The following is a 24,493-nucleotide window of genomic DNA, read 5'->3' on the forward strand; positions in this document are numbered from 1 at the left end:
TAAAAAATAAGCTATTTTGAATGGTTGGATAGAGTTGAAGAAACTTATATTTAACTATAGAGTCCCGATACATCACTATCAATCTAATATTTTGCAATATCGATAAAACGAAAAAGACTTTATCCTTTCTGTTGAATTATAGGAAAGGATAAAGTCTTTTTTATACTTCTATACTCAAAATCCCTTTGAATTATTTTTGGATGGTAAAACATGTTTTTCTACTCTTTCATATAGCGTAAGCAATTGATTAATAAAAGAAAATTTTGGTACTAACCAATAAGAAAACAATGCTGAAACACATCCTATTAAAGCCCCTATTGCAACGTCGAAAGGATAATGAACTCCTACCCAAATACGAGAAATCGCTACACAAAATGCAAGTGTAAGCCATAACCATCCAGTTTTTTTACGAACAAGCCAAAACGAAAAACATATCGAAAAAAAGAGAATCGTATGGTCACTAGGAAATGAATTATCTACAGTATGGTCGACAAGTTTATTAACATCAGGCAATACTGCAAACGGTTGATAATTTAGATGGAATTTCCCTGCTATTTTTCCAATCACCTCAGCAATTACAAAAGCAACCATCGCTTGTATAACCATCACCCTAGTTTTTCTGGACCCAGTAAACCAATAAGCTAAAATAATTAAAGCAAAAATATATACCGTATATTCTGCCAAAAATACCATGGTTGAGTTTAGGAATGAATATTGTTTGCCTAAATTATTAATTGCTCGGAAAATATCAATATTGAATTGTGAAAAAGACATTTTCAAATCCCTCCTTTTTAGTAAGTTGTTTTACTGATTGCCATATACCTTCATTACATGAATAGTTTTGGTTATTGTACTCATCTAAAAATACTAACCTCTTATGACATCGCTTTCTTCTTTTTCACTTTAATAAAAAAAGAAAAAGGAAAACATCGAACTTTCTTACAAACATTCGTGCATTCTTACAGTTTTGTCATTTTCTCGTCACTTAGTAAATGGATTCATCGTCTTGCCTTTCGCTATTTTCAAACCTCTTGTAACTTTAGGTTTATATCGATATTTCTTTATATGGTTCTGTAACAATGATCATCCTAATTACACAATAAAAAGGAGAAGAACCTTGGTGAGTCTTCTCCTTTTTATTTATGTTTTTCATTGGATTGTAATAAAATTACAGTACGTGAAATTATATCGTTTTAATTTTAAAAGCGGAGTGAAAACAACCTTCACTTCGCTTTTTGAATTTATTTAATTGGTTTCTCTGTTTTTAAAACTAATGAACTTAACGCAGGAACTTTAATTTTATTATCATGGACAACATAAAGTGTTTTACTACCTGCTAGTTTACCGTCCACTAGTACTTTCCAAGGACCTTTTGATGGAAGCGTTATGTCAATGTCTTCCCTATTTGCATTGTGAGCCACCATAAAGTATTCGCTTTTATTCCCACTTACCTTTTCATCTATTTTATAAGCGACAACATTTTTTGGAACATCGATAAAAGTTATATGCTTTTTAATCTGTTCTGCAGATGTCATTCGAAAAGCTGGATACTTTTTGCGTAATTCTATTAAGCCCTTCATATAATCTACTTCATTATTAAATGCTGCACGGCGCAACCAGTCCATTTGGTTAATTGAATCAGGAGATTTGTAACTGTTATGATCACCATACTTTGTGCGCATAAACTCTTGTCCCGCATGTAAGAATGGAATCCCTTGTGATGTTAATAAAATCGAAGAAGACAATTTGTGCATTTGTTTTCGCGTTTCTTCACTATCACCTGGATTCGTCAACTCAAGTTTGTCCCATAATGTATGATTATCATGTGCCTCCACATAAGTTAATACCTGCTCCGGATCTTGATAAGTAGACGAATTTATATCGTAGTTAATGCCTGCTGTAATGCCTTTTTTAATACGGTCTTCCATGTTGTCCTTTCCATTTACAAAGCCATTTTCTTTCTCCTCAAACACACTACCTTTCAATCCATCTCGTATATTATCGTTAAAATGGGCAATCCCTTTCATTTTCTCCGCATTTTTTTGATTTGCTTTCAACTCAGCTGCAAGAGGTGTATTTAAATCCCAGCCTTCTCCATGCAGTATAATAGAAGGATCAATTTGATTAATAGCTTTACGTATTTCATTCATCGTTTCATAATCATGAATACCCATTAAATCAAAACGGAATCCGTCTAAGTTATATTCTCTTGCCCAATATGTGACCGAATCCACCATGAATTTTCTCATCATTTTTCGTTCTGAAGCTGTATCATTTCCTACTCCAGTTCCATTTGCAAATGTTCCATCTTCATTGTAACGGTAATAATAACCTGGAACTAACTTATGAAAATTAGATTCAGCAGCATTATACATATGGTTATATACTACATCCATCACAACACGAAGATTATTATCATGCAGTGTTTGAATCATTTGCTTTAATTCAGTTATTCGAACAGTAGGCTCATATGGATTTGTAGAATAGGATCCCTCTGGAACGTTGAAGTTTTTCGGATCATATCCCCAGTTATATTGTGGTTCGTTTAAATTCTCTTCATTTACTGATGCATAATCAAATATCGGTAAAAGCTGAACGTGCGTAACACCAAGATCTTTTATATGACCAAGTCCTGTTTTCACACCTTCAGGCCCTTTTGTTCCTTTTTCTGTTACCCCTAAATATTTCCCTTTCTGCTTAATGCCACTTTCGCGCTGAATAGAAAGATCACGTACATGCAATTCATAAATAATAGCATCTTCCGGGTTTTTAAATTTTGGCTTTTTGTCTACTTTCCATTTTGGGGGATTTGTTTCTTTTAAATCAACAACTGCCCCTTTATCTCCATTTACAGAAGCAGCACGTGCATACGGATCAACTGCTTCTGTCCACTTATCACCGATTTTGACCTTATACGTATAAAAGAGCCCTTTTTGGTTCCCTTTTAGTTCTGCTTTCCAAGTGCCCTTTTCCCCTTGTTGCATGTTTATTTCAGTGCCTATTTTATCGTTCCATTTTTTATATGTAACTAACTTCGCTTCACTCGCGGTAGGAGCCCATACACGGAACTTCGTATGTTGTAGCGTATATATATTACCTAAATCGTTACCACCATAATAAAATGAATGATCAAATTCCTCACTACGAATGACTTTACCAATTTCCGTATACGTATCAGCTACGTTTTCGATTTTAACTTTGTATGATTGTTTTAAATCAATTTTCTGCTCCGTAATTATTTTAAACTTATTCGTAACATTTCCACTGTTTCTATCATAAGGACTAATATCCTTAATTTTAATGCCTTCAATTTCAATTTTCCGTTCCTTAATATGAAACGGGACAGTAGTCGTTACAGTAATTTCATTGAAACTATCAATAGATGCTTTTTGAATGGATAGATCCGCAGAAGGCTTAGAATTATATACTTTATCATCACCAGAAAGAATCCACACTTCAGCACGACCGTCCTTTATATTTTCAATCCAACGATCGCCACCATCTTTTTCCCACTCATTTGTACGAATGATAAATCCTACACGATTATATTCACCATCTATATTAATCTTAGCGTACTTTCCAAATTCATCTTCACCAGTAAATTCATATGATTTACCATTTGCATTTTCTCCCCATGTCCAAAGGTTCCAGTTCTTTGTATTTCCAGACTGCTCTTTGTAATGAATGATAACTTCAGTTGTTTTCGAATTTGAAACTGCCTTTACACTTTGTAAAGAGAAAATAGATGATAACATAACGATTATAGTAAGTAATAAAACTGATTTGTTCACTAATCTTTTTATCATTTGCACCACATACACCCTTTCTTTAAATAGTAGGCACAATTTATTATGCTCATACTAAATTACACTATTTAAATTAATCTAGAAATCTCTTTTACTTCACCCCCATATTGGTTATTTTTACATATGGATTTCAATGATCTTTTTAATACGAAAACGTTTGCATTAATATTCAAAAAAATAGATTTGTTGATGTCTTCATATATTTGTAAATACTAAAAAAATCAGGGAAATCATTTAAAGCAAACGTTTGTTATCGCTTTCATTCTATAGTACTTCCTATCAAGAGGTCAATATATTATTAATTTTCAGTTTTTAAATTTTATTCCTTATATATTTATCGTAACTTATTGAAGATAGATAGCTTTATTATCGCACATACATTGCTGCAAAAAAACAGCTACTATCTTTAAAATGACAGTAGCTGTTTTTCATAATGTAATAATATATGAATGAAAACTATATTTCTAACTTATTTAATTTTTGCTGCATCAAATGCCTTTTGAACTGCTTGAACTTCAGCTGTATTCGCACCATATTTATTCGTCGCCACTCGAATACATGCTGATCTTAATTCTTTGAAATTAGAAGTCATGTTTAACTCATCTGTATTTGCATAATAGAAGATATCAAACATTTTATCCTCGCCAATCCCTTTAACGGTTACACCGTTATGAGTTCCACCTTTTGCAATAAGATACGCAACTTTATTAATAATACTTGAATTAAAATGAACGCCACCTTGATCCCATCCATTAAAATCATTAAATTCACTGTAATCATCTGGATAAGGTACACCAAGTGAAGATGGAACAGAAGCCGGGTTTTCCATATCACGGAAAACAGATCCAGTTTGTTCTCCCATCGTCCAGTTAAAGCTTCCATTATTAACGTATTTCTCAATAGATGTTCCCATAATATCAGATAGCGCCTCATTAATCGCACCAGATTCACCATAGTATTCAAGGTTAGATTCGCTAGAAGTAACAGCATGTGTAAATTCATGGCCAGCTACGTCATATGCTTTGACGATAGGATCTCCATATACAAGCATACTTCCATTATTTGCACTTAAAGCATTCTGCCAATTTTTCGGATCATTCGTATCTCCGGAATCCCAAGCATGTACAACTGAAACTACCTTTTGTCCCTTATTATCAAAGCTATTACGCTTATATTTATCTTTATAAAAATCAAATACTTTTGTTGCTAAGTAATGTGCACTTACTGCTTTTGGATCGTTAAATGTTGTCGAAGTACTAGTTGCTAATGTACCAGGATAATAGCTTTCTTCTTTCGTAATATCTCTATAATTTACATCATATGTTTCAATTCCTTGGCCTCTTGTATAATCAGCAAGTGCATATTTGCCATTACTTTGTTTAGAGATACCAAATGTACGTGATATACCTAAATCATCTTTTCCTGTTCCAGTTAATGATGTAAGATTGCTTTTTTTACTTTTCTTTAATGCTCCAACTAGTTTTTCACTTGCTTTTAAGTTAGATTCTTGTACCATATTTTTTAACATATCACCATTTTGTGCATTTACTAAATAAGTTCCGGAAACATAGTTTGGTGTTGCAGCTTCAAATGTAACCTGGTATGCATTGCTAGCTTGTCCATTATTTTCATCAACAAAAATAACTTCTTTCACTTCTGGCTCAGAAATAAAATTGATATCGTTCCCGTACTTCGTATAAATATATTGTGTTGCTTCATCTTTTGATAGATTAATAGGTTTTTTCAATTCTTCTTGTTTTAAATTTTGCGCGCTATCACCTGAAACACTTTTAATAACACCGTTATTATCTACGTGTGCAGTTAATTGATGACCATATACTTCTTTTCCTTCGTATGTTTGCTGTATACGTACAAGTGTAGTCCCATCATATGAACCACGTTTTTGAAGAACTTTATAATCTACTCCTGTTTCTCCATTGACTTGCTTCGGAGAAAGAGCTTGTTCTGTTTTCTCCTTCAGAGCATCTTTTACTACATTCTCTGGTGCCTTTTTTGACGGTTGTGTAAGTTCACCCGAACGGAACGATTCTTCCTGAATTTGAACTTGTAGTTGATCTGTTTCTTCAGCATGACCTAATCCGTATGGTGCTACAGCTGTTAAAGCTAAGCCTGTCGTTAAAGCTACCTTAGTTAATGTGTTTTTGTTTTTCATTTTTTCACCTCGTATAATTTTTAAAATAGAAAGCTTGTACAAAGTATACTTGCTGTTTCTGTCGAAAAAAAGGGAAAATACACAATTTATGTAACATTATGCAAAATTACATACTGTAAGGACGATGATATAAATAAAGAACAACACATATAAGTGGTTAATTTCAATAAAAAAAAGAGCTCCCTAAGGCGCTCTTTACATACGATTATAAATCATAAATGCATTGTGTCATTTATTAGTATATGCTCGTCTCATTAATTGTTTACTTGGTGATTTCTTTGCACAATAACTTTTAAAAGTCCGTTGTCTTATACATTGTAATTCTCCGTTACTATTTGATTAGTAAATAATAGAATTACTAGAATACAATAATTAAAAGCATTTTTCATGCATATGTATGTACATTTGTTAATTTATTCGATATATTATGTGTATTGAATGATTACGAAAAGTTTATAGGTCGCTTATTTAACACCTTATATTTTATATCCATGAAAACTACAAAATGTATGTAAATCCATTTGTCAAATGAATTTAATGCGGAAGGAGGTTTGTGGTTACTTCATCGGGATATAATAATCAGTTGTGAACTGATAAAAATATAGGAGGCGACATAATGTTTCGTACGATTTCAAATTTCATGAGAGTAGCTGAGATAAGAAACAAAATTCTTTTTACATTAGCGATGCTAATCGTTTTTCGAATTGGCACGTTTATTCCAGTTCCTCATACTAACGCAGAGGTATTAAAAGTACAAGATCAAGCTAACGTTTTAGGGATGCTAAACGTATTTGGCGGAGGAGCACTGCAACACTTCTCAATCTTTGCTGTAGGTATTACACCTTATATTACAGCTTCCATCATAGTACAATTACTACAAATGGACGTTATACCTAAATTTTCGGAATGGGCAAAGCAAGGAGAGATGGGCCGTAAGAAATCAGCTCAATTCACTCGATACTTTACAATCATTCTCGCATTCATACAAGCCATTGGGATGTCTTATGGTTTTAATAATATAGCAGGTGGACAATTAATAACAGATCAAAGCTGGACTACATACTTATTTATTGCGACAGTTTTAACTGCAGGTACTGCATTTTTACTTTGGTTAGGTGAACAAATTACCGCTAATGGAGTAGGTAATGGTATTTCGATGATTATCTTCGCAGGACTTGTAGCAGCAATTCCAAATGTTGCGAACCAAGTTTATCTGCAACAATTCCAAAATGCAGGCGATCAATTATTCATGCACATCATAAAGATGGTTTTAATTGGTCTCGTTATTTTAGCGATAGTTGTTGGTGTTATTTACATACAACAAGCTGTGCGTAAAATACCGATTCAATATGCAAAAGCTGTTTCAGGAAACAACCAATATCAAGGAGCAAAAAACACTCATTTACCTCTTAAAGTAAATAGTGCTGGTGTAATTCCAGTAATCTTTGCTTCTGCATTTTTAATGACGCCGCGTACAATTGCGCAGCTCTTCCCTGATTCAAGCGTCTCAAAATGGATAGTTGCAAATCTTGATTTTGCACATCCAATTGGAATGACACTTTATGTCGGTCTTATCGTTGCTTTCACATATTTCTATGCATTTATTCAAGTAAATCCTGAACAAATGGCTGAGAATTTGAAAAAGCAAAATGGATATGTACCTGGTATTCGCCCTGGTAAATCAACAGAACAATATGTAACGAAAATTTTATATCGATTAACATTTATCGGCGCAATATTCTTAGGTGCCATTTCAATTTTACCGCTTGTATTTACGAAAATTGCTACGTTGCCACCTTCTGCACAAATTGGTGGTACAAGCTTACTTATTATCGTCGGTGTAGCACTTGAAACAATGAAGACGTTAGAAAGTCAGCTTGTGAAACGTCATTATAAAGGGTTTATAAAAAAAGTAAATTAAGTAAAAAACACAGTTGGTTATTTTTCCAACTGTGTTTTTAATTCTACTACCTTCAATTTTTCTACTAATGTATCAATTACCCTCTCCATGTCTGTTATTTTTTCTTCTAATGCTTGAATACGTTTGTCACTATCGTCTACATCATTATTCTTTAAATTACTAGTAGAACCTTTGAATTGCTCCCCTATTTCAGAAATTATATTATCAATAGTAATTTTTGATTTTCCACCATTATCGGTTGCATCTGTATTTGATTTCAATTCAAATTGAAGCTTATATGTATTTCCAGTTAACTCTTTAGATATTTCCGAAATTAAATCTTTATAAGAGTTTTCAACCCATCCTTGTTGGAATTCGTTTTCAAAATAAATGACCAATGAATTCTCATTTATTCTGGCTGTCGTTTCTTTGATCCACGTCTCATATGAAGGTCTTGAAATTATTACTTGCATTTTATCTTTTATTTCATTCCAAATTGTGCTGTATTCCTCTTGTATGGGAGTGTGCTGATTATTTTGTGCATGATGAATCTGCAATGTAGGAGTAGTGTTTGGTTTTATTTCGAACCAAATTTGATATTCTTCATTTGTAAGATTCTGTACGGTACTTGAAATTATATTTTTATACTCACCTTCAAGCAAGTCACGATGAAACGCATCTTCACAAAAGATTATTAATTTATTATCTTCTATCGTAGCATTTGTATTTCTAATCCACGTCATAAATGTTTTCTCTGCTACTTTAGGCCTTAATGCTTTCTTTACTTCATCCCAGCTATTAAGCCTTTCTTTTCGAACATCTTTCAACTTAGGTGGTTCGCCATTACATAGATCAAACTGAATTTCAAACGTCGTATTAAACATTTCTCTTAATGTATTAAATACTAATTCTTTGTAATGAGATTCTAACCAGTCACGTGCAAATTCATTTGGACAATAAATTGTTAATATATCATCTTCTAAATAAACAGTAGTATTCGTAAATCAAGTTTCATATGATGGTTTTGAAATTAGCGGTCGAATTTTTTCCTTTACTTCAGTCCAATTTATTTTCATAATAACTCCCCCTCTATTTACAGTTCTCTTTCATATAGCTTAATAATATTATGACTTTCCAATAAATAAAGTCAATCCGTATCTTTAATAAAATTAAAGCAGCCCTATTTTATATAGGGCTGCTTCTTTATACAACTACATTTGCTTCTCAAATAATCTCCCTTGTTTGAAATAAGACCGGAGTGTGGATCGATTAGCTAAAAATACACCAACCAAAATGAAACAAGCACCTATCCCCATTGTAGGGTTTAAAGGTTCCCCTAATATAATATACCCTACAATAATAGCAATTAGCGGCGATACGTATAACCACGTTGACGGAAATACAGGATTTGTTTTTGATAAGAGCCAATAATATAATCCGTGCCCACCAATTGATCCGATAAAGATAAGATATAAAATAGGCCATTGTACACTCCATGAAGCTAATACAGTTACATTCGGTTGTTCTACTATGACAGACACGATTAGTAGTAAAACGCCTCCATAAAACATTTGAATGCCATTAATGAGAAATGGTGATACACTTTGTAAATCCGAAAGTATTTCTTTTGAGTGAATAGAACCTATTCCGTAAAATAACTCTCCAATGATTAAAACAAAACAAGCGATACTCCATATGAAACTTACTTCTTGATGCATTCCTGGTAAAGAAACAAAAACAACACCTATGAGTGCAATAATTAAAGCTAGCAATTGCTCTTTTTGTAATTTCGTTTTATTTCTCTTTGCCTGTAATAACAAAATCATCATCGGCCCCGTAGCAGATAGTACAGCAGCTAACCCTGAGGAAATATATTGTTCCGCCCAGTATAATGTAGCGAATGTCATAAACGTTAAACAAAAACCAGCATACATAATACGTTTTGAAAATAGATGTGGCATTATTTCTTTTCGCTTTAACTTAAATATAATCATCAGAATTACACCTGCTAAAAAGAAACGAATTCCTGCTGAAAATAATGGAGGCGCCCCTGCTTCAATTCCTATTTTTATCGTTAAAAATGTTGTTCCGAAAATAATACATACTAAAATATAATTAATAATGACCATTTTCCTTCCTCCTTTTTACTCTTAACATGAGTATAGAAGGTGTGGTGTATAACAGTGTAACTATGTATATAACAGTTGCCTAAAATCGTAGTTGATTCTCTTTAAATTTTTCGCTTTAATTAAATAAAAACGAAAAAGGTGAAACCATGAAGATTGTCCTTCGTAAAGAATCTAACATACCTTATTATCAGCAAATATATATGCAAATTGTTGAAAGAGTACAAAGTGGTATGCTTTCGCATGGTGACTCCCTTCCATCTTTACGCTCTATGGCCGAAGATTTACAAATTAGCCTATTAACTGTTCGTAAAGCATATAAGCAGCTAGAAAAAAAGTCATATATACGTATTGAGCAAGGAAAAGGTGCTTATATACATAAACATGTAAAAAAAGATTTCAAACCAATTCCGTATAAATGGCAACAAACGAAAACGATTAATGTTATGCGATCTCAATATGCAATAAATCAGCACCGGAAATATTATGATTTTTCACAAGCGATTTTATATCCTCGCTTATTACCAAATCCATTCTTGGCAGACGAAATGCATAAAATACTTAATAAAGACCAGATGATCCTAGCAACTTATGGGCCAATTCAAGGTGACTATGAACTGCGAGTTGAAATAGCAAGTTACTTACATGAACATCAGCAATTAGTAACAGACCCATCTCAATTATTAATTACAAGCGGCGCACAACAAGGAATTGATTTAATTGCTCAAACATTATTAAAGCCTGGTGATATTGTACTAGTGGAAAGTCCTTGTTATAGTGCTGCTCTTGATATTTTCATCAATAAAGGTGCTCAAATTATACCTATTTCTCTTGATAATCATGGAATTCGCTCCGACTTAATCGATGATATTTGTCAAAGTAAAAATCCTGTTTTATTGTATACGAATCCAACTTTCCAGAACCCAACAGGTACAGTAATGAGTAAAGAACGGCGAATGGAACTGATAGAACTAGCAGAGCTATATGAATTTTTTATAATTGAAGATGATTCTTTCGGAGAAATATATTTTGAGGGTGCGACTGTTCCCACTCCGATTAAAAATTTTGATACAAACGGTCACGTAATATATATAAAAGGATTTAGTAAAACGTTAGCACCAGGACTGCGTATCGCATCACTTATTGCTGATGGACCTATTTTCGAATGGTTATATGCTGTAAAAGGTTCAATGGATATCGGTAGCCCTTTATTAACACAAAAAGCACTTTTACCTTTTTTACGTGCAGAACGTATGAAAAATCATTTAGAAAAATTACGTACAGCTTTACAAATTAGACGTGATATAACGATTGATATATTATCACCACTTAAAGAAATAAGCTTTGAAATACCAAATGGTGGATTTAATTTATGGATTACACTCCCTGATTCGATAGACCCCTTTACCTTATTACAAAAAGCAAATGAAGTGGATGTCTCTTTTTTACCAGGAACAGCTTGTTTATTAAATAACGATATTAATAATAATCAATTAAGGATTAGCTATTCTATGTTAAATGAAAAAGATATGTTGATTGGTTTAGAAAAATTACATGATACAATACGAAACTATAAGCTATAGAAGCATATGCACAATATCTTTAAGTTAAAAAGTAACTACCCCAAAATATTTTTGTTTTGGGGTATAATGAATTTTCGAAAGATACTTTATTATTTTTATTCCATTTTCATTACAATCTTACCTCTCACATGCTGACCTTCACTTAAAATATGAGCTTCTCTAACCCCTGCCTCATTAAACGGTACAACTTTACTTATGATTGGTTTTATTTTTCCACGTGCAATTAAATCAGATAATTCTTCTAGTTGCTTTCCATTTGGTTTTAGCCATAAAAATCCTGATTTTATCCCATTTACTTTTTGTATTGGTTCATGGACAATCGATACTAAAACACCACCAGGCTTTATAATTTGAAAACTTTTTTCTTGTACTTCCCCACCAATTGTATCTAATACAATATCAAAATCTGATAGTAGTTCTTCAAATTTAGCTTTTTTATAATTAATAACGAGATCTGCTCCTAAAGACTTTACAAACTCTTCATTCTTACTACTCGTAGTTGTCGCAACAAAAGCTCCAAATGTTTTTGCAATTTGGATTGCCAAACTTCCAACTCCACCAGCACCCGCATGAATGAGTACTCGGTCATGTTCTTTTATTTCTGCATAATCTACAAGACTTTGCCACGCTGTAAGTCCTGCAAGAGGAATAGAAGCTGCCTCTTCGAAACTTAGATTAGTAGGCATATAGGATACTAAATCTGATTTTACTGTAATGAATTCAGCATAAGAGCCCTTTCCTATATTTTCAGGTTTCGTAAACACCTTATCTCCTATATTGAAACACTCTACTTCTTCCCCAACTTCTTCAATAACTCCAGCTGCATCTAACCCTAAAATGATTGGAAATGAAAATCTTAACTGCTCTTGTAAGTCTCCCTTTCTAATTTTCCAATCAACAGGATTAACAGATGTTGCGAGAATACGTATTAATACCTCATTATCTTTAACAACCGGTTTTAAAACTTGTCTTTCTTTTAATTCTTCAACACTACCATATTGATCTATAACAATTGCTTTCATTTCCTCTCCTCCTTGCTGTTTATTTTAATAACATACAAATATTTTTCAAAATTTTTTGCCTTGAATTATCATAAACTTATTTTTGGAGGTAATTACGCAAGAACCATTTTGAATTCCAAAATGAATCATACACACATCTTAGAATTATTTTAAACGGTATTTTTAATTACATTCAAAAGAAATGGGGAAAACTTTATGACTGAAAAGATATTTAAAATAAACGGGATTGATATATGTACAGAAAGCTTTGGGAACCCTAAAAACCCAGCTGTTTTATTAATTATGGGGGCTACGTGTTCCATGGTGTATTGGGATGAAGAATTTTGTGAACAGTTGGCTAACACAGGGAAATTTGTTATTCGTTTTGATAACCGTGATGTAGGGCGATCTGTTGCATACGAGCCGGGTACTTCCAATTATACAGTTACAAATATGGCTGAAGATGCAATTGGTGTACTAGATGCTTATCAAATTGATCAAGCGCATCTATTTGGTATGTCTTTAGGCGGTATGATCGCTCAAATTGCTGCTGTAAAACATCCCGAAAGAATTTTATCGTTAACATTACTAGCTACAAGTGTAATAGGCTCTGACGATAACACGCGTGATTTACCTCCGATGGATGAAAGAATTTTAACACATCACGTAAATGGCACGCATTTAGATTGGACAAATGATAAAGTTGTAGCAGAATATTTAGTTTCCGGATCTAGGCTATTATGCGGATCCAAACGAACATTTGCTGAAAAAAGAGTCTATAATCAAGTAACGCAAGAAATAGAACGAGCTAACAATTTATTAAGCATGTTTAATCACGCTTTACTTCAAGGAGATGATGCATATGAAAATGTGCTTCACTCCATACAGGCACCAACATTAGTTATTCATGGAACTGACGATACTGCACTTCCTTTCGAACATGGTCTCGCACTAATTGATGAAATTCCTAACTCTGTTCTATTAACCCTTGAAGGCGCTGGACATGAAATTCATCCAGATGACTGGGAAGACATAATCCATGCTGTCACTGAACATACAGCTAAAATATAAATAACGAATAGAAGGGGTACAAATTATGGTGTGCCCCTTCTATTCGTTACATGTAAAAAAGCCCATCACTGTATCCGTATGTATAGTGATGGGCAATACTTATATTTTTCTATGTTTAAAAAAATGGACAATCTAATTGATCAACAGCTTCCCATGATTTTTTTTTTATATTTTCGGTGGATTTATTAGCTTCTAGTGGTACGTTTTTAAAAGGATTTACTTCGACTTTTAATAAGGATGATGGTTCCACGTATAATGAGAAAACATGGCTACTAGGTATAGCTTTTGACACATCAATATCTCCTACTTGTTTAAAGAGTTGCTGCGCTGCAAAGAAAAAGAAATTAGTTGGGTTTGATTGTTTATTTAGCCATGCAAGCATTTCAGGTGATACTGACTTATGAATATTGATTTTCACTCGATCACCACGTTTATATCGCCTAGATCGCATACTTCCACCAACTAACTTATCGTCAAGTTTGTAAATCCTAACTCTTTTTGCTTATGCTCTCTATATTTTGGTGAACAAGTGTAGACTAATAATCCACGTGCATTTGTAAATAAAGGATTATCTACAAAGATTACATTTGTTAGTCGTCCTTTTTGTTTTAAAATCATTTTTAAACTATTTTTAATAATTACTGCGCCCCCACCATAAATAAATACGTATGGATCGTCCTTCATATCATCAATTTTATTTATGATATCCGTTGCGACACGCGCTGCTAATCCTAATAATGCTGGTTGTGATTCCTCAACTAATAACGCGTTTCTTGGGTGCTTTTCATGTAAATAAATTTGGTTAAACTCTGTAATGCTATCAATCGTCTTTGTTGGATACTTCCGGTTCCATCTTGTAATAATTTGTAGCAACGTTTCTTTCACGCCATATGATAAGCCCTTACTTAGTTGTGGTCTAAAGTTTACACCTAATGAAACTACTTCTTCAGTCGTCCCTGCACCAATATCAAAAGATAATAGGGTTTTATCAACAAAATCAATTTCTGATACTTGATTTTGTTCACATTCTATTTTATGTTTCACAACATTTCCTTCTTCATCATATACAATGCCCCACGTCCCAGAAGCGCCCTCAGGTAGACATTTACAATATTCGATTGAAATATTAATTGTCACATCACGTCCGTTAGGATAATGGAACACAACCTTATGATTACCCATATAACGTTTTGCATTTTCTGCAGCTATTTCTTGTGTAATAAGCTGCATAGGAAGAGCAACAGATAAATCATATCGAATATTAATATGACTAGAAGTTGGACTTTGACGCATAGCACTTACCGCTAAACCAGATAGAATTGTAATAACCATTAACTCATCAGTTGACTTATTTGATTTCTTCTCAACTTCAGTACCTTTTAATTGATCTTGAATGACCTTTTCTCCAACGATATACCGCACATTATTTAACATTAACGATGGAGAACTAATGGTCACGTCAATGTGATTTTCTAACTCAGATAATGAAACATCTCCCTCATCTAACAATCCAGTAGGCTCTCCTATATATAAAGCATAAATACTCGGAATAAAAATAGGATCTTGCCCTTTCACCATTAACTTCAAACCGTTATTTCCTGCATCAGCACCAGCTTTTAATAGAATAGACATAACTACCCCCTAAATTAATCTGACATCCCTTCCAAATATATGCGAGCCCATTCTTTTACATTCAAATGTAATGTAATTTTTTATAAATCGCAAAAATAAAATATCATATTCTTACTCTTTATGTAAAAAGTATTTGACATGTAACTTTTCCAAATTTATACTATAGATGTAAATAGTTTTTTACATCTATGGAGGTGCTATTTCTAATATGAATCGTAAAAATTTCATTTTGCTAACAATCGTTTTATCATTACTTGGAATACTTATACATGGAGCCTATAAATACATCACTGAAGGTGCGATTTTAGGTGGAACAATTTTCGCAAGTGCAATTATAATTAGCTACCTCATCAATCATATTACGTGGGGAGATCCCCACGGTGTATCGGAAGAAAGCCAAGATGAAATGGGACAACAAATTACATATAAAAGCTTTAAAATTGCTTATTTTTTACTAATAGGCCTTATGTTTTTTATATTAATAGCATCAGAAGGATTTGCATTCTTATTACTCGATGAAATAAAGAATCTTCCACTTTTTATTTCTCTTTGCTCTTCATTCTTTATTTATCCTATTGTCGAACTTATAGTTGCAAAACAATATAAATAAAAAGGTGAGATTTTGTAAAGTGATAATAATGTTATTTAATTTTGATTTAAAAATATAAGAGCCTTGCTACAAATTATATTGTAGTAAGGCTCTTTAAAGTTGTTTAATTTCTAACCTTTTAAATGAGCTTGTAGACAAATATAAATACTAAATTTTTTTAATAAAGCTCCCATTAGTTGAAGTGTAATTCTTCAAAAATTATTGAGGTTCTTCTAGAAAATTAAAATCGCCATCAATAAGATCCTGTAAATACTCATCAAAGCTGTTTGCAATCACTTCATATTCATCAGGGTCGTGTAAAAAACGAATGATTTGACCACATACCCCTTCGTCAGAAGGATTAAAATCAATATACAGCTTTGATGTTCCACCGTTGTTCATACAATCTGAAAAGTGAATATACGTGCCAGGGAGAAGTCCTTCTGGTTTTATCTTAGAGTCAACAGCATCCTCGTCATCTTGGTATTCTAAAAGATAGGAGACGTCTTCTCCTTCTTTTGAACTTTCGATCATCTCCTGTGTAGAAAGCAAATAATATGGATACTCTTCAACATCTGAACCTAAAATACATACTGTGACTTCGTTTTCTCCATATTTCCGCCAATATGTACCATCGATATTTTCAAGTAAAGAGATTAATGATTCTGGACAATTTGGATATTTTGACCTTAATATATCAATATCCTCTTTTATAGCACCGTATGCTTTATTTAGTGCTTCGAGATCATCCGTTGATAATGCTGCTTTCAAACCGTTTAAAAATTTATTTACCAAATCCATTATTTTGTCCTCCCAATAGTCAAATATAATTTTTTTTATTCTATATATCTAACATAAATAAAATTTGACCTCTAACTGTTCTCACATCTAATTGAATTAGTACCATTACGCTCTAGCTCTTCTCGATTAAAGTATTGCTCTAGTAACTCTTTACCTGTTTTGATTGTAGTATAGTACTCTCCACCATACAGTTTCCCTTCTGATGGATTGTGAAAATCTTCGTATTTCTTGAAGTCTTCATTTTCTTCAAATGATTTCTTTGCAAAGTCCATGTCTTCTGCTTCTATTTTAGCAAACAATCTACCTATATCGAATACCCCTTCTTCATCAATACTCTCTTCTAAAAGGTAGTGTTCCTCTTCCTCTATAGGTGTTAATTTACTTTTTGTAACAGAATATAAATGTTTCGTTTCTTCTACTTGCACCATAATGAAAATCCAACCTACTCTTACAACTGTACATGGCGCTAACCCTTCTAGGGTAAATGCAACTACCTTTTGGTCTTTCACATATTTCCCCATTTTATCTACCCCTTAATTCGTTTGTTTTATACTATAACAATAGTCTCTTAAACATTTATCTGCTCTAAGTGAATCTCACCTTTTTATATTTATATTCCTTCAACTATCTTTTTTAATTTACTCACAGTCCGCCAATTCCTAACTGTAGCTGGTATATGTAACCTCTGAAATTGATTTATTAATTTAGAATTTCGAATGCTATTTTTGAAAAACAAATACACTACATTTTCATCTATATAACAATCTTCAGTCTCATTTTTTTGCATAAGCAGCTGATCTTTTTCTTTTTCAGAAAGTTCATTTGCTAAGAAAGCAACATGTATACTTTCTCCTTCCACCAATGAATCAGCATCATAGGGACATCCTTTTATAATGTTTAAAAATTCATCATTTGTTCTTAACATGACCGGAACATCAAAACTAAAAACGTTTTTAATTTCCGATTGTATTCGTTCCTTTAGGAATTTTATATTTTCCTCAGATTTGAACACGATATTACCGCTTTGAATATATGTTTTTACTTGTTTTAACTCTAGTGATTCAAACATTTGCTTTAAATCAGCCATTTTGATTATCTTATGCCCACCTACATTGATTCCTCTTAGTAATGCGATATAAATTGTCATATCATTTCTCCTCGTATAAATGTGTTTCCCAATTGATGTAAAGTTATTTAATTTTTATATAAACTATAAGAACCTTGCTACATTTTATTGAAGTAACGTTCTTAAAAGGGTTAAATTTTATTCAATGGAAACAACTGTTTTTTGCATGAAAATTGCTTTTGTTATAGAGCCGTCTCCTTTTTAAACAAAGGTATATACCCTCCACTAGGCCCATAAGCAACTCCAATCTTTTCCCATCCATATTTTTCATAATAGTCTTTAAGATCTGAAGTAAGATAAAGAAATTGGTACCCTCTCTTTGCAGCTTCTAGCAGTCCATGATTCAACAATTTTGCACCTATAGAGTTGCCCCTAAATTTTTCATCTACAAACAAACATGCTAGCCATGGGCTCAAATCTTGACGACTATTTAAATCATTGCGAATTAATGCATACGTTCCGATAATCTTATCGTTTACTTTTGCTATGTAAAAACTCGGTATGTCATTTGGATCAGTTAAAGCATTAGTCATACAATCTTCATAAAAAGCACGCCCACCTTCCTCACCCCATTCTTTCCAAAAAACATCTATTGCCTTATTAAATAAATCATCCTTTTTTAGTAATTGAATTATTTCCATAAAGCTAAGCCCCCTAAAAATATTTTTTAATAATTGTACAACTAACTAAAATTAATGCTTTTTAAGTATCTTTAATTTTTTATGTATCTAGCTATAATTTCTTTACTCTAAAATATAGCCTTTTAATATTTATTCTCTTATCGTTCTAAATAAAAAAACTTACTACTTTGTTACGCGAGGAGTAAGTTTTTCTTCTCATTATTTTATAATAGGTAAATGCATTATGATTTGTTGACCAATTGGTCCCATTCTTCTAAAACCTTTATCTTGGAAGCCGACTTTTTCGTATAAATTTTGTGCAGGAATATTTTTTTCATTTACAGCAAGTACAACTTCATTTTTTATCGGAAAATATCGTTGTACAAACTCTTGTAGTAGTGCTAATGACTTTTTAGCATATCCTTTTCTTTGTCTATTGTGATTTATAGAAAATGAAGTTAAAAGTAAAGCGTTTTCATTATCTGTGAACTCCTGTACTCTATCTCCTGTTTGCAATGCAAAAAGCCCAACAGGTACCCCGTTGTAATCTAAAATAACAATCACATTTTTTGTTTGATCACTTTTTGCTTTCTCCAATAATTCACCTGGATCAGATGTGAATCGAACTTGTTCACTTGGTAAAGTAAATGTTTGTATAACTTCTTTATATTTCTCCTTATACGGAACTAATTGAATTTCCCCTGTATGTATGTTCATGCTAAACTCTCCCATTTTTCAACATATTAACTTAAACCTTGTTGCGCTTTTGAATGCACTTTTCCATCTAAAAAGGTAATTTCAACTAATGCAGTCGGATCGCTTCCTTTCCAAGCAAAAATTTGCTTAATTTGTGTAGAATCTTCTACACCTTCTTCTATAAGTAAACTACCATCAAAACCAATTACATCTTTCACTTCTGTATAAGTCATTCCTTCATTTATATTCGAGAAATGATTTATATTAATAGGTTCTTTCTTCTCCCTTTCCATCACAGTAGAAGAAGTCGCTGTTTGTTTTTTCACTTCTTTCTTCTGTTCACACGCTGTCATACTGAAACCTAAGCATAAACTACATACTATTAATGCGCTTTTTTTCATCATAACAGTTGTCCCTCCCATACTAATTAAACCATATATTCCCTTAAAAATAAACTGAATATTTAATATTATATTAGAAAACCCTGCACAATTCAGTACAGGGTTAAAGTTAATTTATTTATTTAAATGATTATTTGATTGGTCATCCTGTTCTTTTCTTAGTTCTTGTTCTTCATCTTTCGGTAATTGCTTATCATTATCTTTAATTGGATTCGTTTCTCGATTCTCAATCATGTCATTTGGAACTTGTGGCATTACTCGGCCAACAATTGCTGCTAACTCATCAAGTATACCTTCGCCTGTTTTTCCTTTTTTAATTTGCTTTCCAATTTGTTTCAGTCGTTCATACGTATCAACATCTGCTACAACGACTGCATTAGCACCATCAGGATCGTTTTTTAGACTTTCAGCAACAGAGTATTTAATGGACTCCACGCGAGTTCGATCGAGTTTTGCTTTTACATCAATACCTACAATAGCATATTTCCCAACAACTACAGCAGTTGCATCATTCACACCTGGCACACTTGCGGCTAAAGATGCTAAATGGTCCGCTGCTTTTTCATTTGGTTTATTTGGTTTGTTTGTATAGTTAACATTTTTCATCGAAACATTTTTTTGCTCTGGTTTTTCGTTTGGGTTATCCTTTTTTCCAATACTACATCCAGCTATAAACAAGCAAAGCATCAACATATATATAAGGCTCTTCATTGTTCTCACCACTTTACTATTAAAGTTTAATCATAAATTTTTTCAACAGCTTGCATTTTCTTCACTTTTTCCTCAGCACCGCTATTTGCATTAATGAAAATTTGGTACGTATCTTTCCCTAAAGTACCTATAAATTCATAGCAAAGTACTTCGTTATGCAAATCATTTACTACGACAGCTTTACGTTCTTCCATAACTTTAACATCTGGATTGATTTTCTTTCTTGCTTCTGCTGCAGTTAGCTTTGCTGATGGCACTGTTCGTTTTTGATGTGATGCTAAATACTCTTTTGCGGAGAATCCAACGATAGAACCGTCATCTAAAGCAATTTTCATTTGGATTGCTTCTGGATAAATTCGTACGCCATTCTCATTTACTACATACGTAAATACACCAACGTTATCATATTGTGAGCTCTCATAAAGCTCCATATTATTAAACTTATGGTCCTTTAAGAATTTCAAACCTTTACTTCCTGCATCGTTTAAACTAATTTTTTGTTCTTTAATTTCTCGATTATTCATGACCCAAATTGGATAGCCACCTTTTCCGGTAATATCCATATAAAACTCATTATTCGTTGCTGAATCTTTAATTTTCACACTATAGAAAGATTCTTTGGCGCCTTTTCCGCTTTTCTCAACATCTACTTTTTCATTTCCTTTTAAATTTAAAAATGATTTTGCAATTTTCGCTGCTTCATCTTTAGAAATTGCTTTTCCTTCTGCTTCAAATCCACCTTTTTTATTTTTTTGTGCACTTGTAAAGGTTGGCCCGAAGTTAGTAGATGAATACGACGTTACATTTTTCTCTACGGTCTTTAATCCATCAATAATCGTATTGTCTGCAGGATCACGATTTGATGCGAGTGCCATCTCAACATCCATCCAGCGTAAATTATTTTTCAAAACTAGATGTTGTACCTTTCGTAACTCATCTTGAATATTTCCTGCATTTGAATATAAAGTTTCTAACGTTTTGTATTCTTGATCATTTAACGGCTCTTTTTCTAAATCACGAATAGCCGCACGATAACTAAAATCACCGATATTTGCTAAAAATTCTTCCGTTTTATTAAAAGGCATTAACGTTAAAGGAAGTTGCCCTACATCCGAACGAGCTTCAGATGTTATTCTCCATACGTCTGCTAATGCAGGTGATAAAGATGCACGTGAATTCATTGCAAGCGTTGTCCCGATTTTGTCGTGCAACAAATCAACCTCGTATGCTAAATCATGAAACGCACGTTGATAGCTATTTTCCGCTCGAATTAAAACTGCATTTTTCTCTTGATGCTCTTTATAACCCCAGTAACCTGTTCCAACTACACCGACTGTTAATAATACGATTATAATACCTCGTAACATAGTTCCACCTCCGATCTATTTACAGAAAATATGTTTTCCGATCTTTTTAATTTGTGGACGAGTCCAAATCCATTTACTTGTCGCGGTATCTGGATTGAAATAATACAATGCATTTCCTGTTGGATCCCATCCATTTAGTGCATCTAATACAGCTTTTTTTGCTGTTTCATTTGGTGTTAAATATATTTGTCCGTCCGCAACCGCCGTAAAGGCTCTCGGTTCAAATATTACTCCTGAAACTGTATTTGGAAATGATGCACTTGTAACTCGGTTAATAATAACCGCAGCTACTGCAACTTGTCCTAAGTATGGCTCACCACGAGATTCTCCATATACTGCGTTTGCCATCAGCTGAATGTCATTTTGAGAATAACCATTTGGAACATTTGTCCCTTTATTTTGAGGTGGTTTATTTTCTTGTGCAGTACCGCCACTATTTCCTTTATTAGCAGTTGACTTGTCATACTTCGTTGCTTTTACTAGCATTTGTTTCGTTTTAGTTCCAGCTAAACCATCAACAGGTAATCCGAATTTCTCTTGAAAATTTCGAAGTGCCCAGTATGTACCCCATCCGAAAACACCATCCACTTTTCCCGTATAAAATCCGTTATATTTCAAACGAGATTGCAGTTCAATAACATCTTCGCCAGATGCCCCTCTTTGAATTACTTGGTTAGAAAAGGCTTCTACATTTTTCAGTTGTATACTACTGACCATCAAAGATAGTCCTATGAACGCAAGTAAAACTGCTATTTTAAAAATAGCTTTTTGACGCATAATTTTCCCTCCTTAATTATGTAAATGATTTCTTGGTTATGTTTTGTAAAAGCCTCGCTTTTATGTAAAGAAGACAAAAAAATCCAAACTCATATCGTCAAAAAAATATGTAAACAATATAAAAAAAGATAAAAGGAGTTAATCATGAAGAAATTGTTAATGCGTGTCGCACTTGTCATTCTTTTCATAACAACAAGTTCAAATATATATACCAGCCCATCAATTGCTCATGCCCAGCCGCCCTATGCCAAATGGGGGAAACTTGCTGTAGAAAAGACGAAAGAACAATACCCAAAAGCGGAGATTATTGATTACCTTCATATAGGTAGAAAACCAAAAACCGTTCAAATAACAGTTGAAAAATTTAAATTGTGGCTACGTGAAGATGGAAAAGAATATGGCGTTTTTGTTGATGTAGAATTTGAAACGAAGACGGAGAAATTTATAAAGATGTCGTTTCAAAAGACGAGTAGATAAAATAAAAACCCCACTATTTATATTTTAAACAGTGGGGTTTCTTTCATTTCTAAAATTTCGATTCCCTAAAAATCTTACCAATATACAAATAGCACCAATTACAACTGCTATCCCTATACTGTATAAAAATACTCTATCATATCCTCCTATTCTCGGATCTAAAAACGGATATGGATACCAATTCACGAGTGGACCACGTATTAAGCTATACACAACGTAAAAAAACGGGAATAAGAGCCAACTTGAAGCTTGTTTCCAAGTGATTTTCTTACTAGGTGGATTTAAAATCCAATCTAAAAGCATGGCTATTGGCATGATATAATGTAGCACCGTATTTACCCATGGTATTGCAGTTTGAAGTGATTCTTCTAATCCTCTTAATAGCAAAAAATAAATGAGTCCTGTCGTAAGTATATATACCGTTGCCGCACCACGGAGTATACCAAACTGCTCTGATCGACCAAATGTAGCTGTTCCTATACTACTAAGAAGGAGAATAACCGCTACTAAGATATTACTTTCAATAGTGAAGAAACTAAAAAAATTAACTGGATTGAATGGTTTCATTTGTGCTCTTATTAGAAATTGCGTAGTAATGGCGCTACATGCTAAAAGACTTAAACATAGTCTAAATAAAGATAATGTTTTTACACCTTTCATACATTCTCTCCTCTTCTTATATAAACTAATAATTCTCTTGTACATGCTCAATAAACAATTTCAATGGAACAAGTCCACGTTTTGGCATATGACTACTTATTACAGCAATAAGCTCTAACTGCGGAATGATAACGATGTATTGCCCGCCATATCCCATAGCAAAATATATACAATACGGTATGTGAAATCTTTCATTATTCAATACCCACCAGTGATATCCATATGCCCCGACATGTTCATACGTTTCAAATAGAGCTGTACTTGATTCTTTTAACCATTTCGAGGATACAACTTCATTCCCTTGCCAATATCCATTCTGCAAACATAATATTCCGATCCTTAATAAGTCTTTAGATTTCATTTTCATACCGAAACCGCCGACATGTATTCCTTGGGGATCTTGTTGCCACTCATATTCGGTAATTTCTAACGGATCAAATAAGTACCTTTTCGCAAACTGCTCTGTCGATATTCCAGTAGCTTTTTGGATAATGTAGCTAAGCAAATGCGAAGAACCTGAGTTATAATTCATATTTGTTGCGGGTTCTTCAATTATTGGTTTTTCTAATATGTATTGCACCCAGTTTTCCGATTCTACAAAATCATTTGGGAACACTACCCCATTTCCGAACTCTTTCCAATCTTCACCTGTAGTCATCGTCAATAGATGGTAAATTGTTAATTCATTTTTTTCTTCTGGTACATTAGGAATCCATTTTGTAATTGATGTATGTATATCATTTATATATCCTTTATCGATTGCGATACCAATTAATATAGATACAATGCTTTTTGTAATCGAATTTATTTTAAATAGATTATTTTCACACTCTAACGTTTTATAATACTCAGTTGTTAACTCACCTTTTTGATAAACAAGAAATGTATTTACTTTTTTCTTTTCAAATTTATTTTCTAGTTGCTTGAAATCCAAAACTTTACCTCCAATTAAATCATTACTTGATTTATTATATCT

23 protein-coding genes and 1 pseudogene are annotated in these 24,493 nt (G+C 33.0%); 5 read left to right on the forward strand and 19 right to left on the reverse strand.

From position 1 onward, the window contains the following. Positions 1-174: 174 nt before the first annotated feature. From AC3WTI_RS04465 to AC3WTI_RS04475, 3 genes are all read right to left on the reverse strand, one after another. Positions 175-774 (reverse strand): undecaprenyl-diphosphatase, encoded by a 600-nt coding sequence (locus AC3WTI_RS04465; RefSeq protein WP_087956176.1) that lies wholly within the window; start codon positions 772-774, stop codon positions 175-177. A 467-nt stretch (positions 775-1,241) separates the two neighbouring features. Then, positions 1,242-3,812, reverse strand: coding sequence for a type I pullulanase (pulA, locus tag AC3WTI_RS04470; protein WP_097841094.1), 2,571 nt, complete (start codon positions 3,810-3,812; stop codon positions 1,242-1,244). Between the two features lie 463 nt (positions 3,813-4,275). Further along, positions 4,276-5,979, reverse strand: coding sequence for a M4 family metallopeptidase (locus tag AC3WTI_RS04475; protein ID WP_097841095.1), 1,704 nt, complete (start codon positions 5,977-5,979; stop codon positions 4,276-4,278). 616 nt (positions 5,980-6,595) lie between these two features. On the opposite strand from AC3WTI_RS04475, the gene secY reads away from it, so the two are divergent. Beyond that, complete coding sequence (gene secY, locus AC3WTI_RS04480; RefSeq protein ID WP_087956173.1) at positions 6,596-7,900, forward strand: preprotein translocase subunit SecY; 1,305 nt, start codon at positions 6,596-6,598, stop codon at positions 7,898-7,900. 17 nt (positions 7,901-7,917) lie between these two features. Here the strand turns inward: secY and AC3WTI_RS04485 are convergent. Then, positions 7,918-8,955: pseudogene (locus AC3WTI_RS04485) on the reverse strand (DnaA N-terminal domain-containing protein). Positions 8,956-9,090: 135 nt separating this feature from the next. Next, positions 9,091-10,008, reverse strand: a complete 918-nt coding sequence (locus AC3WTI_RS04490) for a DMT family transporter (protein ID WP_087956171.1) — start codon at positions 10,006-10,008, stop codon at positions 9,091-9,093. Positions 10,009-10,154: 146 nt separating this feature from the next. Between AC3WTI_RS04490 and pdxR the strand changes: the two genes are divergently transcribed. Then, complete coding sequence (pdxR, locus tag AC3WTI_RS04495; RefSeq protein ID WP_097841097.1) at positions 10,155-11,588, forward strand: MocR-like pyridoxine biosynthesis transcription factor PdxR; 1,434 nt, start codon at positions 10,155-10,157, stop codon at positions 11,586-11,588. A 95-nt stretch (positions 11,589-11,683) separates the two neighbouring features. Here pdxR and AC3WTI_RS04500 read toward each other — a convergent pair whose 3' ends face one another. Beyond that, on the reverse strand, positions 11,684-12,610 hold the full coding sequence (locus tag AC3WTI_RS04500) for an NADP-dependent oxidoreductase (protein WP_087956169.1): 927 nt from the start codon (positions 12,608-12,610) through the stop codon (positions 11,684-11,686). Between the two features lie 195 nt (positions 12,611-12,805). Here AC3WTI_RS04500 and mleBCA point away from each other — a divergent pair, with 195 nt between their 5' ends. Next, a complete protein-coding gene (gene mleBCA, locus AC3WTI_RS04505; protein WP_087956168.1) occupies positions 12,806-13,660 on the forward strand; it encodes a BCA family alpha/beta fold macrolide esterase in 855 nt (284 codons plus the stop codon). 115 nt (positions 13,661-13,775) lie between these two features. On the opposite strand, the gene AC3WTI_RS04510 is transcribed toward mleBCA, so the two are convergent. Further along, complete coding sequence (locus AC3WTI_RS04510) at positions 13,776-14,111, reverse strand: hypothetical protein (protein ID WP_087956167.1); 336 nt, start codon at positions 14,109-14,111, stop codon at positions 13,776-13,778. Positions 14,112-14,122: 11 nt separating this feature from the next. Then, on the reverse strand, positions 14,123-15,292 hold the full coding sequence (locus tag AC3WTI_RS04515) for a ParM/StbA family protein (RefSeq protein ID WP_087956166.1): 1,170 nt from the start codon (positions 15,290-15,292) through the stop codon (positions 14,123-14,125). Between the two features lie 208 nt (positions 15,293-15,500). Here AC3WTI_RS04515 and AC3WTI_RS04520 point away from each other — a divergent pair, with 208 nt between their 5' ends. Then, positions 15,501-15,902, forward strand: a complete 402-nt coding sequence (locus AC3WTI_RS04520; RefSeq protein ID WP_087956165.1) for a hypothetical protein — start codon at positions 15,501-15,503, stop codon at positions 15,900-15,902. Between the two features lie 198 nt (positions 15,903-16,100). Here AC3WTI_RS04520 and AC3WTI_RS04525 read toward each other — a convergent pair whose 3' ends face one another. From AC3WTI_RS04525 to sleB, 9 genes are all read right to left on the reverse strand, one after another. Beyond that, positions 16,101-16,682, reverse strand: coding sequence for an SMI1/KNR4 family protein (locus AC3WTI_RS04525; RefSeq protein ID WP_087956164.1), 582 nt, complete (start codon positions 16,680-16,682; stop codon positions 16,101-16,103). A gap of 71 nt (positions 16,683-16,753) precedes the next feature. Continuing rightward, positions 16,754-17,203, reverse strand: a complete 450-nt coding sequence (locus AC3WTI_RS04530; protein WP_097841098.1) for a hypothetical protein — start codon at positions 17,201-17,203, stop codon at positions 16,754-16,756. Between the two features lie 89 nt (positions 17,204-17,292). After that, a complete protein-coding gene (locus AC3WTI_RS04535; protein WP_097841099.1) occupies positions 17,293-17,829 on the reverse strand; it encodes a DUF1697 domain-containing protein in 537 nt (178 codons plus the stop codon). Between the two features lie 161 nt (positions 17,830-17,990). Then, the gene (locus tag AC3WTI_RS04540) at positions 17,991-18,449 is read right to left on the reverse strand and encodes a GNAT family N-acetyltransferase (RefSeq protein WP_087956161.1); all 459 of its coding nucleotides are present in this window, start codon (positions 18,447-18,449) and stop codon (positions 17,991-17,993) included. Between the two features lie 198 nt (positions 18,450-18,647). Then, positions 18,648-19,145, reverse strand: a complete 498-nt coding sequence (locus AC3WTI_RS04545; protein WP_087956160.1) for a GNAT family N-acetyltransferase — start codon at positions 19,143-19,145, stop codon at positions 18,648-18,650. 26 nt (positions 19,146-19,171) lie between these two features. After that, complete coding sequence (locus AC3WTI_RS04550) at positions 19,172-19,528, reverse strand: hypothetical protein (RefSeq protein ID WP_097841100.1); 357 nt, start codon at positions 19,526-19,528, stop codon at positions 19,172-19,174. 111 nt (positions 19,529-19,639) lie between these two features. After that, positions 19,640-20,236 (reverse strand): YhcN/YlaJ family sporulation lipoprotein, encoded by a 597-nt coding sequence (locus AC3WTI_RS04555; protein ID WP_087956158.1) that lies wholly within the window; start codon positions 20,234-20,236, stop codon positions 19,640-19,642. 26 nt (positions 20,237-20,262) lie between these two features. Beyond that, on the reverse strand, positions 20,263-21,603 hold the full coding sequence (gene ypeB / locus AC3WTI_RS04560; RefSeq protein WP_087956157.1) for a germination protein YpeB: 1,341 nt from the start codon (positions 21,601-21,603) through the stop codon (positions 20,263-20,265). 15 nt (positions 21,604-21,618) lie between these two features. Beyond that, positions 21,619-22,380, reverse strand: coding sequence for a spore cortex-lytic enzyme (sleB, locus tag AC3WTI_RS04565; protein WP_087956156.1), 762 nt, complete (start codon positions 22,378-22,380; stop codon positions 21,619-21,621). A gap of 144 nt (positions 22,381-22,524) precedes the next feature. On the opposite strand from sleB, the gene AC3WTI_RS04570 reads away from it, so the two are divergent. Next, positions 22,525-22,857: a YqzG/YhdC family protein gene (locus AC3WTI_RS04570; protein WP_087956155.1), complete on the forward strand. Its 333-nt coding sequence runs from the start codon at positions 22,525-22,527 to the stop codon at positions 22,855-22,857. A 24-nt stretch (positions 22,858-22,881) separates the two neighbouring features. Here AC3WTI_RS04570 and AC3WTI_RS04575 read toward each other — a convergent pair whose 3' ends face one another. Together AC3WTI_RS04575 and AC3WTI_RS04580 are read right to left on the reverse strand one after the other, a co-directional pair. Continuing rightward, complete coding sequence (locus tag AC3WTI_RS04575) at positions 22,882-23,517, reverse strand: Pr6Pr family membrane protein (protein WP_097841102.1); 636 nt, start codon at positions 23,515-23,517, stop codon at positions 22,882-22,884. 25 nt (positions 23,518-23,542) lie between these two features. Continuing rightward, positions 23,543-24,451 carry a serine hydrolase domain-containing protein gene (locus tag AC3WTI_RS04580; protein ID WP_087956153.1) on the reverse strand — a complete coding sequence of 303 codons (909 nt, stop codon included), beginning with the start codon at positions 24,449-24,451 and terminating at the stop codon, positions 23,543-23,545. Between the last annotated feature and the right edge of the window lie 42 nt (positions 24,452-24,493).

It is taken from the genome of Bacillus sp. EB106-02-03-XG38 (assembly GCF_058792175.1).